General features: G+C 27.1%; 11 protein-coding genes. All 11 read right to left on the bottom strand.

What is annotated here, in order from left to right; translation table 11 throughout:
• Positions 1-47 precede the first annotated feature (47 nt).
• On the bottom strand, positions 48-2,699 hold the full coding sequence (locus I2E98_RS04500) for a cation-transporting P-type ATPase (RefSeq protein ID WP_195467772.1): 2,652 nt from the start codon (positions 2,697-2,699) through the stop codon (positions 48-50).
• A 149-nt stretch (positions 2,700-2,848) separates the two neighbouring features.
• On the bottom strand, positions 2,849-3,478 hold the full coding sequence (locus I2E98_RS04495; RefSeq protein WP_195467771.1) for a TerD family protein: 630 nt from the start codon (positions 3,476-3,478) through the stop codon (positions 2,849-2,851).
• 14 nt (positions 3,479-3,492) lie between these two features.
• Positions 3,493-4,071: a TerD family protein gene (locus tag I2E98_RS04490; RefSeq protein ID WP_195467770.1), complete on the bottom strand. Its 579-nt coding sequence runs from the start codon at positions 4,069-4,071 to the stop codon at positions 3,493-3,495.
• A gap of 28 nt (positions 4,072-4,099) precedes the next feature.
• On the bottom strand, positions 4,100-4,726 hold the full coding sequence (locus tag I2E98_RS04485) for a TerD family protein (protein ID WP_195467769.1): 627 nt from the start codon (positions 4,724-4,726) through the stop codon (positions 4,100-4,102).
• A gap of 166 nt (positions 4,727-4,892) precedes the next feature.
• The gene (locus I2E98_RS04480; RefSeq protein ID WP_207737569.1) at positions 4,893-6,239 is read right to left on the bottom strand and encodes a toxic anion resistance protein; all 1,347 of its coding nucleotides are present in this window, start codon (positions 6,237-6,239) and stop codon (positions 4,893-4,895) included.
• Between the two features lie 25 nt (positions 6,240-6,264).
• Positions 6,265-7,809, bottom strand: a complete 1,545-nt coding sequence (locus I2E98_RS04475; RefSeq protein ID WP_195467768.1) for a YceG family protein — start codon at positions 7,807-7,809, stop codon at positions 6,265-6,267.
• A gap of 110 nt (positions 7,810-7,919) precedes the next feature.
• On the bottom strand, positions 7,920-8,687 hold the full coding sequence (locus I2E98_RS04470; protein ID WP_195467767.1) for an HAD family hydrolase: 768 nt from the start codon (positions 8,685-8,687) through the stop codon (positions 7,920-7,922).
• On the bottom strand, positions 8,688-9,767 hold the full coding sequence (locus I2E98_RS04465) for a cysteine protease StiP domain-containing protein (protein WP_195467766.1): 1,080 nt from the start codon (positions 9,765-9,767) through the stop codon (positions 8,688-8,690).
• A 5-nt stretch (positions 9,768-9,772) separates the two neighbouring features.
• Entirely contained in the window at positions 9,773-10,936 is a 1,164-nt protein-coding gene (locus I2E98_RS04460) for a phosphoribosyltransferase domain-containing protein (RefSeq protein WP_195467765.1), read from the bottom strand.
• A 24-nt stretch (positions 10,937-10,960) separates the two neighbouring features.
• Entirely contained in the window at positions 10,961-12,073 is a 1,113-nt protein-coding gene (locus tag I2E98_RS04455; RefSeq protein WP_243250943.1) for an HpcH/HpaI aldolase/citrate lyase family protein, read from the bottom strand.
• A 455-nt stretch (positions 12,074-12,528) separates the two neighbouring features.
• A complete protein-coding gene (locus I2E98_RS04450) occupies positions 12,529-12,666 on the bottom strand; it encodes a hypothetical protein (RefSeq protein ID WP_195467764.1) in 138 nt (45 codons plus the stop codon).
• Positions 12,667-12,722 lie beyond the last annotated feature (56 nt).

The raw sequence follows: 12,722 nt of genomic DNA, 5'->3' as shown, positions 1-12,722 counted from the left end.
AACTTAAATTATTTTACACATCTTTGCACAACTTCTTCTATATCATTTTATGCAGTTTCTACTACATTTTGTTTAACTGTTTTTTTAGAAAAAGTATTTACTATAGCTTTTCTTATCATATCTACCGGGATAATTGTAATTGCCATAAGTATTATAACTCCCCAATGACTTATAGAGATTGGTGTACAACTAAACATTTCACCACCAATAATTGTTAGTAATACTTGAACTACTACTATTATTCCCATTACTTTTAAGAAACTCATATTTTCATTTATATGTTCAAATATATTAGCATTTTCACTTCTTACATTAAATCCATTAAATACTGCGCAAAGTACAAACATTGAGAAATATGCTGTCATATGCTCTTCAGTATTAGTAAACATTTCTACAAAATATGGAGCTTTTAAGAATACAAAGCTTAATATAGTTACCCAAGCTCCAGCAAAAATAATTTGATTCATCATTTTACCTGAAACTATACTTTGAGTTCTTGATTTAGGTTTTTCAAGCATATACTTCTTAAGTGCTGGTTCAGAACCTAAAGCTAATGCTCCAAGACCATCCATAACTAAGTTAATCCAAAGTATATGAGTAATTTTTAACGGCTCTTCAATTCCAAAGAATGGTGCAATAGCACATACAGCAACAGCTCCAACATTTATAGTTAATTGGAATTTTATAAACTTTAAAATATTATTATAAATTGTTCTACCATATAAAATAGCATTTTCAATTGATTTAAAGTTATCATCTAATATTACTATTGAACCTGCCTCTTTAGCTACATCTGTACCACTACCCATTGCAAAACCAACATCAGCTCTCTTTAATGCAGGAGCATCATTAACACCATCACCAGTCATACCACATACAAGATTTAATTCTTGAGCAAGTCTTACCATTCTTGATTTATCTGTTGGTAATGCTCTAGCTATCACTCTTAAATTAGGTATAATAGCTTTTACCTCTTCATCAGACATCTTATTTAATTCCTCTGAAGTTAAAGCAATATCTGAATCAGATTTTAATAATCCAGCCTCTTTTGCAATTGCAACTGCTGTTTCTTTTCTATCACCAGTTATCATTACAACTTGAACACCTGCATTTTGAACTTCCTCAATAGCTTGTTTAGCTTCAACTCTTACATCATCACGAATTCCAACAAATCCAACAATAACTAAATCATCTGGAAGAGTATCTTCTACTAATCCACTTTCACTATAAGCAAATGATAAAACTCTCATAGCTCTTACTGCTAATTCATCTATCTTATTATTAATTTTATTCTTATTTATCTCAACTACATTTCCCTTTTCATCTAACATTTTTGTAGCCTTTGCAAGTAATCTTTCTGGAGCACCCTTATATACTGTTTTTCCATTTAATTGACTTGCTGAATATTTATTAGCTGAGTTAAACCCTTGTGATTTTTCAACAACTAAGTCTGTTAATTTTGTCATCTCTTCTTGTGTTAGGAAGTTAAGTAATGCCTTATCAGTAGCATTTCCTCCAACAACCTTACCATTTGCATCAAACATTGCTCCTGTATTTTTACCAATACAAAGCTTCATCATTTCCTTTACTTTAGAACCATCTTTATAAGTATCTTTTAAATTACCATCAAAAAATTCTACAACTTCTAGCTCACCTTTAGTAATTGTACCTGTTTTATCAGAGAATAAAATATTTAATGACCCTGCTGTCTCAATACCAATTGGCTTTCTAACAAGTACGTTATTTTGTAACATCTTAGATGTATTTCTCATAAGTACAATAGCAATCATAAGAGGTAACCCCTCTGGAACTGCCATAACAACAATAACAACAGCTAACATAATTGCTTCTAATACGTCTTTAAATATTAATACTCCACCAATTGCGAAATAATCGGCAAATCCACCTGCAACTAATATTTTATGTCCAAGTAATGCTAATGCAATAACAACTGAACCAATATAACCAAACATAGAAATTTGCTCTGCAAGTTTGGTAAGTTTTACCTTTAATGGACTTGCTACTTCTTCATCAGCCATATCAGCAGCCATAGCACCCATCATAGTCTTCATACCAACCTTAGTAACTTCCATAACTCCTTCACCATTAAATACTACTGCACCTCTAAATAAAGAGTGTGAATCAACAAAAGTATCTCCAGTTATATCTGCAGTCATAGCAATTTCTTTATAAGCTTTAGAATCTTCTACTGCAACTTTTTTACATTCTTCTGCTTCACCATTAAGAGCTGAATTATCTACTCTTAAATCTCCTTGATAAAGATATCCATCAGCTGGAATTTTATCTCCACTTTGAAGAATTACCATATCTCCTACAACAAGTTCATTTACTTCAATTTCAACAACTTTACCATCTCTATATACTTTACATACATCTTTTTTAGTAGAATCTTTTAACTTTCTATACTCGTTATCACTTGCAATTTCTGTTTTTGCAGAAATTCCAGTTACTAACAATACAGATATAGCTATACCGATTAGCTCTCCAAATTCAGCATATCCCATGAATGCCATTACTGCCATAATTGCTGCAATTGCTAATAATAACTTAATCATTGGATCATCGAATGCACCCTTAAATTTGTCCCAAAACGTTTCTGGCTCTGCTTCATGGATTATATTATCCCCATAGAGCTTTCTACTTTCATCTACTTGCTTTTTATTAAGCCCTTTAATCATCCCATTCTCTCCTTAAATAAAATTTACATAATTATAATATATAAGTACTATATTATCATTTATTTATATTTTTTTAAAATATTACATTATAATTTCCTTTAAAAAATATACATGCAAAAGTAAAATATCTTTTGCATGTACTTCCTTAGCTATTGATATAAAGCTAATACTCCATTTAAATCGGCGATTTTACCTTCTCCAACAGCCTTAAATTGCCATTCTGATCCACTTCTATGAAGTTCTGCAAATATTACAGATGTTGCAGTAGATCCATTTTCCTTTAAATTAAATCTACATAATTCTTTTCCATTTTGATCTAGGTCTACTAATCTAACATATGAATTATTTATCATTCCAAAAGTTTGTCTCTTAGCCATTGCTTCATGAATTGTAACAACGAAAACTATTTTTGCTATGTTTGAATCAATCTTATCTAAATCTATATTTATTGTTTCATCATCACCAGCACCAGCACCAGTTCTGTTATCTCCAGCTAAGGAAATTCCTTGACCTACTTTATTATTAAAGAATATTACATTTGAAACAGTATTAAATTTATTATTAGCATCTAATAAAAATGCTGCTATGTCTAAATCAAAATCTGAGCCATTGTTTGAAATATCCCATCCTGCACCAAGCATTACTCTTTTTAATCCTGGATTTCTCTTTGTTAAATCTAATATATCATTTTTGTTTAAATTTAAAACTCCACCAGTTGGTGCATTATTGCTTGTATTTCCTGTTAAATTTCCAAATCCTGAACCTAAATTAATTCCCATATTAATTACCTCCTCTATTTATACATATCTGCTAAAGATTTAACTGTAGCTTGTAATAATTCTCCCTTAGCCTTAAATTGCCAACTACCATTAACTCTTTGTAATTCTGCAAAAAGTAATGCTGTATTATTTCCTCCATCTTCTGATAGGTTATATCTACATATTTCTTTATTGCCATTATCCTCATTTAATATTCTAATATATGCATTTTTCACCTTAGAGAAATTTTGTTTTCTTGATACTGCATCATAGATATTAAGAGCAAATATAACTTTATCACATTTTGCTGGTAATTTATCTAAATCAACTGATATCTTTTCATCATCACCATCTCCAGCACCCGTTCTATTATCCCCATGTAAGTATATTCCATCACCTTTTAAATTTCCAAAATATATTACTCCTCTATTTATTAATTTGTCATTACTATCTAATAATAGTGCTATTAAATCTAAATCATAATCTGCACCTAGATTAAAGAAACCTTTCTTAGCAACATCCCAACCAGCCCCTAACATAACATGCTTTAATCCTGGTTCTGCTTTTCTTAAATCTAAAATATCATTTTTTTGTAAATTTAAAACTCCTGCCATATTCTTTCTCCTCCAAATCTCATATTCCTTACATATACAATCCTAAAATTCCATTTAAATCAGCAATTTTACCTTCTCCAATTGCTTTAAATTGCCATTCCCCACTTACTTTATATAATTCTGCGAAAATTACTGAAGTAACAGTTGATCCATTTTCTTTTAAATTAAATCTGCAAATTTCTTTTTCATTACGTTCTTCATCTAAAATTCTAATATAAGAATTCTCTACCATTCCAAATGTTTGTCTTTTAGCTTGAGCTTCATGTATAGTAACAACAAAAACTATTTTTTGAACATGTGATGAAATTGCTTCTAGATCTAATCTTATTCTTTCATCATCACCCTCTCCAGCTCCAGTTCTATTATCACCTTCTAAGTAAATTCCTTGACCTTTCATATTGTTAAAGAATATTACATCATCTGGTATATTCTGAACTTTTCCATTTGCATTTAGTAAAAATGCCGCTATATCTAAATCAAAATCTTGTCCTATACTAGCTACATCCCATCCGGCTCCTAATATTACTTTCTTTAAGCCTGGATTCTTCTTTGTTAAGTTTAAAACATCATTCTTTTTTAAATTTAATGCATTTACTCCATTATCAGTTGTATTAGAATGCATATTATTCATCATTGATCCTAAATTAATTCCCATTTTTATACCCCCTAAATTCAAAGTATTATTTTTAATTATCTTATGTGATAAATTATACCACTTAACAAAATACTTTTCAACTCTTTTTAACGTATATTTTATTTATTTTTCTATTTATTTTAATTATGTCCATTTTTCTATTTTTATTCACTATTTTTTAATTATTTTATGATTGAGCTATATTCTTTTTCATTGTATGCTTAATTTGTTCAAGTTTAGCTGAGTTCTCTACTCTTTGTGCCCTATTAGCTTCTTGAATAGCCTTAGTATCTTCTATTCCCTTCATTATTGTTTCAAAGGATTTCTCTAATGTAGAAATAGCTACTGAACTTCCTGATGCCATTCTTGCAATTTCTACTGACTGTCTAGCAGTATTTTGAGCGTTTCTCATAATAAGTTCATTAGTCTTATCATCTAACTGCTTAATTGATTTAGCTTGAATTTCTTGTCTTTTTAATATAACAGCTTGTGCTAGGCATTGCTTAAATATTGGCAATGTAACTATGAATGATGAATTTATTTTTCTCATTAAATTAAAATTAGACATTTGTATAGTTTGAATCATAGGTGCTGCTTGAATTGCAACATTTTCTGCAATTTGAAGGTCATATACACGTTGTGATAACATCTCTTTGCTTATTTCAAGTTTTTGAGTTAACATCTGCTTTTCTTCTTGGTTCATTGCAGTATTCATTGATATTTGCTGTATATATGCATCTATTTCTTCTAATGCTAATTCTCCAGCAACAATATACTTCTCCAATAATTGATAATAATGAAGATTAGCATCATATAGTTTCTTTAAATTAGCATTTGATTCCCTAATATCATTTTCATATTTCTTTAATAATACATATACCTTTTCTACTTCATATCCCATAGTATCGTATTTTTGAAATAATTTAGCTACACTATTACCTACACCTTTCATAAGCTTAGATAACATAGATGGTTTTTCTACTCCTTCAAGTTCCTTAACGTCAAACTTATCCATTATTTTAGTTAAGTTTACTAGCATTTCACTAGCTTCTTCTGATTTTACAGCCTTCATTGATTTTAATAATTCATCAGAAACCTTAGATATATTTTCACTTGCCTTTTGTCCAAACATAACTATTGAATTAGGATTTTGAATTTCTACTTCACTAGTAAGATCTTGAACCTCTTTCATTCCTCTTAATCTTTGCTTATATTCTGATATAGTTGCCATATCAAAGTTATCATTTGGAATTTGTGTATTATCATTAGGATACATTCCCATTTCTCCTTGATAACCTATTTGAGGATTTGGATACATTCCTTGCTGTCCTTGGTAACCCATTTGTTGATTTGGATACATTCCTTGTTGGCCTTGATATCCCATTTGTTGGTTTGGGTAACCTCCTTGTTGACCTTGATATCCCATTTGTTGGTTTGGGTAACCTCCTTGTTGACCTTGATATCCCATTTGTTGGTTTTCATATATATCCTCATTTAATGTTTGTCCAAACATATTATTATCATTATTATTCATATAAATCTCTCCTTTTCTATTTTTTCTACCTTCTTAAAAATCTTGAAAAAACTCCTTGTTTTAAATTCATTAAATTATTATATTTTGAATCATACTTCATTACATCTAATCTAAAATTATTTAAAGCAGTAGCTTTTATTACATTATTAATATTAAATAAACCTGATGGGTTAAATATAACTATATCAATCCCTATAGTATGAAGGTATCCCAAAAGTATTTGCATAGATTCAGGCATTGTATTTTCATCTTCAAGATAAATTACTATTTTAGGTATAGCTGCTGTAAAATCAAAATTATCTATTAATCTAACAATACTTTCATTTAACCCTAAAACTAATACTAATAATCTTAATATTTCTTCTTTAGTAAAAGTTCTATTAAATAATTCTGTATTGCTTATGGTTTCATTAAACTTTTTTAATAAAAAATTTTGAGTATCTTCGCTATATTTTGAAAATCTATATATAGGCAACTTTTTAAGTTCATCTATATCAAAAGAACCATCACTTAGTTGACAAAACATAAGTTGGTACATATCATCTGTAAATTGCACATCTTCTGAGAAATATCTCCCATTAAAAACTAAAGTATTTGGTGATGATGTACAATATTTCACTAGCTTTTGATACTCAAATTCATCACTATATATTCCATCTATCTTTTTAAAGAAACACGGAACCTGAACGGTATTACCTTCAACCTTAAATCCACTTCTCAATTTACAGGGCTCATTCCAATAAATATAAATATCTTCTAATATTGTGTCTAGTAAAATACTCTTTGTATATCCTTTTCTAAACTGCCACGGTTTAAACATTCCAGTATTAGAAAAAAGCTGTTCTTCTATATCTCTTTGAATTTGCTTAGTAACAGTTTCAAAATTATCAATTACCTTCCCCTTGCTAGCTCTTTCTTTAAAAGATTCAACACTTAAAATCCCCATACTTTTTATACATTGACTTAGACCTGCATCATCAATTTCATTCCATAACTCTTCTTTTAATGGATTAATATAAATAACATCAAAGCCCATTTTATAAAGCATAATTAGAAAATATATTTCATGTCTTTCAATATTGCCGTAATAAACACACTTTGGATTAATGCTAGCATCATATTTTATATCTTTAGCATAGGTATAAGTCCAAACAATTAATTTAGTTATAAAATTATTTCTTACATTATCATTAAAGAAATTTTCCTTGCTACAAGCAATCGGTATAACATATTCTAATGCACTTAAAAACTTAAAATTCACTTCAAAATCATCAAATATCGTTATATCTTGTGTAGTCATTTTATAAACATCCATTGAGGCAAGTTCATTAAAAATATACTGAATTAATTCCATTTCACCGCTTAAAGGAATAGAATTATCAAATATAATACATTTATCTTCCTCTTCTATAAACTTACTTTCAATAGTCTTAATAAAATCATTATATTTAGAACTATCATCTACACCTATAAATCTATAAAAATATGGCTTAAACTTATTATATGTATCTTCTCTTTCATAAATAGTTCTAAACATATAACTTGTTATGTTTCTTAAATTTATAGCCATTTTACAAATTAACCTCTTACTTTCTTAAAATAAACCTTCCATCTAAATTTTAACCTATTTCATACTTTCCTTTCAACTTTTTCCTTCTTTTACTCCATTGGTTCTACTTTTTACATAATAATTTTATTTATATAATCTAAAATTTCTTCTGTAGCATGTATTTTGCTTTTTTCAGTTATTATAGCCTTTTCATGTTTGAAAGAACTATGCTTAGGTAAAATCGTTATTCCTCTACTAGTAAACTCTCTATCAACCTCTGTATCACCAGATGTAATTAATTTCTTTATATTAAACCTTTCAATAATATAATCCACAGCATATACCTTGTTTATTCTATTATGAATAATAAATATCTTAGCTTCTATTCTTAAGACATTAATATTTTTACCAAACTTATTATTTATTATATTGTAAAGTTTCTCTGCTTCATATGAGTCTATGCATTTTACAGTAATATAAGAATCTTCAATATTCCTTATTTCTATAACTCCTATACGCTCTTTATATTCTTTTTTTAATTTTTCAAGATAATTAATATTTTCATTCAATTCATCTTGATTACATAAAGATTTCATTTGCTTGTCCCAAGCTTCATCAAGTTTTCCATCAATATAAATTTGAGCTCCATTTGTACATATTATAATTTTGGGATTGTAATCTCTTATAAAATCAACTCTTAATGTCTGATTAATATTCCTCATAGTACATGGTATAAAAATAAACTCTTCTCTTTTTAACAACTCCTGTAGCTTATCATAAGCATAATCAGTCATATAGGTTATCTCTTTATCACCAAGCTTTTCTACACACTTATAACCCTTATGTTTAGAATGTATGATTGTTCTATCTAAATCCGTAATAAAAAATATTTTCTCCATTTATTTTTCATTAATTATTGAAATACAATTATAGTCACTATCTTTATATTCAATAATCTTTACTCCTTTTTCCTCCGCTAATTTAATTATATGTTCTACATTTTTATCACTTTTATTTTTAACTAATACAACTCTAGGATCTCTTCTTAATAAAACTCTAGCTGATTCTCCCACACTTAATTTAATATTATTTATATTATTAACATCATATAATTCTCTTATTTTATTAACAATTTTCATTGAATACTCTTTATCTTCAATTTCTAAAACTAAATTCTTATAATCAATGTTTATTTTATTAAATTCATTATTTATTTCATCAATAAAATACTGTGAATAATCTTGATCCTTTAAATAATATAAAGTCTTTGCCCCGTGAAAATCATTCTTCCCAATATACTTTTCATTATGAATAGTTCTGCTTATTAATCCACTTACCGTTGAATTTAAGCAGCAAGTTGCTATTCCAAAATCCTCTCTTGTTCCACATACTTTGCACAATTTTGCTGGATCTGAAATAACAGCTAATGAACTATCTATATTAGTTTTATTTTTATTATTAAAATCATCTATAGATTTATTTAATTCTTTTGTTATAGATCCTTTTCCAGTCCATCCATCAACAAATTGTATATTTGCTTCCCTATGTTCACTTAAAATATATTTCAATGCATTAGAATCTATACCCTTATCTCTTATAATAGATATACTATAATGCGGTATATCCACTTTATATTTTAACTTTAAATATTTTCTAATTAATATTCCATAAGGAGTTCCTGCTCTTGCTAAAGAAACAATTACCAACTTATTACCTTTTTGCCTATATATTATCTCGGATATCTTTGCAACATAATATGCAATTAATTTCTTATCTCTATTTAAGATATTAAGAAATATATTTTTAATATCTTTACTTGGTATACTTTCTTTTGAAATCATCTCAGAATAGCTTACTCCACTTCTTATTAATTCTTCTTTTTCTTCTATTGTAATTTCCTTTATTTTATCTGTTAAATCTTTAAGTAAAAATATGCAATCCCCTTTATAACTATGTCTGACTAAATTTATATTCTCCATAACTTTTAAACCTTTACTGCAATCATATTATTCGTTAATTTAATATTTAAATCATCTTCTGTTATTAAAATCACCTTATCATATTTTTTTTCAATTTCACTTTTATTATAAAAATAATACTTTATCCCTTTATGATAAAATACATGTTTTTCTTTTATAGGATACCCATCAACATCATCACAATAAATTGGACTTCTTGTAGTACTTTTAAAATATACATCTCCCTTTATATAGGCTGCTATTCTACAAGGAATATATATATTCTCCCCATGTCCTAATACTAATATTTTTTCGTTACTTCCAATAAACTCTTCAAGCCTATTAGCTATATCTTCACACTTACCCTCTAATGATTCTATTTCATTAAATTCCACTCCAAATCTTCCTGTATGTAATAAATAACTTTCAACTTCTTTTTCATAGTTTGTCTTTAGCTCTATCCTATCTAAAGCATTATAATTTAAAACATTAGTAGTATCATTTATTACATTATCATTATTATCCATATAAGTAGTTGTATCCTTTATTTTTATCTCTCCTGATATTAATGATAAAACCTCTACATTAATATTTTCTTTATTTACTAAATCATCATATGCCTTCCTATGCTCTTTATTTCTCCAATCTAAAATACTTAATATAATGAATTTTTTTGCATTAGTAACCTCTTTTAGTTCCTTTATTATATTTATCATAGATTTCCCAGTTGTTATTTCATCATCTACTAAAATTATTTTTTCTGAATTAATAAGCTTGTCCTTATCTAATGGAAAACATTTATGGGTTGTTGCATGAGAATGTTCTTCCTCAAATTTCAAAATAGATTTTATCTCTTTTATATCCTCTCTAGTAGTAGTTAGATAATAAGAGTTTTGAATATATGATGCTACAGCCATTCCTAATCCCGTGGCTGTTTCAGCAAACCCTAATACACATATTTTTTCATTATTTTTATAGGTTTCTCCTTCTTCTTCTTTATTAAAAATTAATCCAGCTAACTTGCAACCTATTTCTTTACACACACTAGGTTTAGCTTCAATATGCTTTCCTAACACCTTACTTATAAACAAAAAATTTCTTTTTTCATTATTAATTCTTTTTCCCATTACTATTAAATCATTCAAGTTTAAATTGTATTTATTTTCTCTTATATTAATGTCTACACTCATATCCTATCCCCTTTTATATTATTTTTATAATACTTCTATAGATTTACTACTTAAATTATCTTTATTATACAAGTCTTCATATAATATTCCTTCATTTAAAACTCCAAAAATTTCAGCTCTATTCATAACCTTCTTAGCCCAATTAAAATGTGGTTTTACCTCATTCATCTTATTGCCACCATAACCTTTAAATACGCCTCCATCTTCCAAAGAACTAATTATACTTTTAGCATCTATATATTCCTCATAAGTAACTGTATATAATGAATTCACATATTTTATTTGACTTGGATGAATTATTGTTTTACCACAAAATCCATTTTCTTTATCACTTTTTATTTCATTTATTAATCCACAAACTTCCTTAGATTTTATATCTTCGGAAAAATATTCCCAAACTGGCGCTGAAATAACGTAATCTTCTCCATCTCTTGAAAACATATTTATAATATCAATTAGACAATCCGATACTACTCTTACATTATAAATACTAGAATCAACACTTCTCCTTAATCCAAATTTAGAAGAAAAATCAGTACCTCCAACCCTAATATTTAAAATAATGTCTGAGTACTCATCTATTATTTCTTTTATATTAATTAACTCTTGAAATCTAGTTTCTTTATAAATAATAGCCTCACTCTCTAAAATAGGCATGCCATATAGAACTTCATTATACTTTTCTGAAAGTTTCTTTGTATGTTTAAGATAAGCTATTGAATTTTCTGTAGTAAACTTTGGAAAAATAAATCCAGTAATATATCTAAAATGTTCAGATTTTAATTTTGATGTGAAATTAAGAAATTGATCATAATTTCTAACTCTAAAAAAAATAAGAGGAATATTATTTATAAATTCTCCATTATTAATATGCTTTCTTAAATTCTCTAGCATATTAATTACATTATTTTCAGTATTCTCAACCTCACTATCTCTAGTTGCATCCTCAAAACAAATAGAAATTGCACCTAACTCATTAAAATCTCCATTAATTATCTTTTCATAAAAATCCTTTTCTCCATTCATATATAAATTAGCACCTACTGCATACTTTAATACATCTTTATTTGAATTCTTATTAAATTCTACTGGCTTTTTATAAAATAGATTTTTCTTATACTCATTTAAATATCTCAATTGTTCATACTCCTTTATAATACCTATTAATTACTTTTATGTAATAGTTAAGCATTCTATAATTATAACAAAATAACCAACATTTTGTATAAATATAATCTTAATATTTTATTATTTTCTTTGTAAAAAAAGGAGATGCATAGTTAACATCTCCTTTTATTCTTATTACTAATTTATATTTTTAATTTTCTTAATATCTTTTTTATCTTACCTATAGTATTAATTTTTTTATTAGGAAAGATTTTCAATTCACTTAAAGCTATTCCCTCATATTTACACTATAATTCTAAATCTCTATTTCTAATATTTCCTTCAAATATATAATTAGCACTTCCACCGTTTATAAACTTTTAAAATTTCTTCTTTCTTATAAATACCACTTATTCTATTTCCATTATTATTTAAACTCCAATTCTTAGTCATTTACTTATCTCTCCTTTATTTTTTTATTTTTATTAAATTATTTTATTTAATAATCTTTTTATTAAGCTAGGCTTTCTATCTCTCATACTTAAATCTTTATCATTTACTATAGCTTTTATAATATAACTATTGATTATCATTGCAATATTGTAGTCGTATAATGGTGTCATAATCTCTTCCCCCTTTCTTATTAAATTTTATTTGTGTAATAATACCTATAAAGTAA

This window comes from Clostridium sp. D43t1_170807_H7, assembly GCF_015555905.1.
In the GTDB taxonomy this organism is placed as follows: Bacteria; Bacillota; Clostridia; order Clostridiales; family Clostridiaceae; genus Clostridium.
The sequence above is the reverse complement of the archived record's forward strand: the minus strand, read 5'-3'. Positions and strand labels throughout refer to the sequence as shown.

What these genes read in the sequence shown, in the direction of transcription:
- I2E98_RS04500 (WP_195467772.1), bottom strand. Translation starts at nt 2,699, where the DNA reads ATGATTAAAGGGCTTAATAAAAAGCAAGTAGATGAAAGTAGAAAGCTC.
- I2E98_RS04495 (WP_195467771.1), bottom strand. Translation starts at nt 3,478, where the DNA reads ATGGGAATTAATTTAGGTTCAGGATTTGGAAATTTAACAGGAAATACA.
- I2E98_RS04490 (WP_195467770.1), bottom strand. Translation starts at nt 4,071, where the DNA reads ATGGCAGGAGTTTTAAATTTACAAAAAAATGATATTTTAGATTTAAGA.
- I2E98_RS04485 (WP_195467769.1), bottom strand. Translation starts at nt 4,726, where the DNA reads ATGGGAATTAATTTAGGATCAATGATGAATAATATGCATTCTAATACA.
- I2E98_RS04480 (WP_207737569.1), bottom strand. Translation starts at nt 6,239, where the DNA reads ATGAATAATAATGATAATAATATGTTTGGACAAACATTAAATGAGGAT.
- I2E98_RS04475 (WP_195467768.1), bottom strand. Translation starts at nt 7,809, where the DNA reads ATGGCTATAAATTTAAGAAACATAACAAGTTATATGTTTAGAACTATT.
- I2E98_RS04470 (WP_195467767.1), bottom strand. Translation starts at nt 8,687, where the DNA reads ATGGAGAAAATATTTTTTATTACGGATTTAGATAGAACAATCATACAT.
- I2E98_RS04465 (WP_195467766.1), bottom strand. Translation starts at nt 9,767, where the DNA reads ATGGAGAATATAAATTTAGTCAGACATAGTTATAAAGGGGATTGCATA.
- I2E98_RS04460 (WP_195467765.1), bottom strand. Translation starts at nt 10,936, where the DNA reads ATGAGTGTAGACATTAATATAAGAGAAAATAAATACAATTTAAACTTG.
- I2E98_RS04450 (WP_195467764.1), bottom strand. Translation starts at nt 12,666, where the DNA reads ATGACACCATTATACGACTACAATATTGCAATGATAATCAATAGTTAT.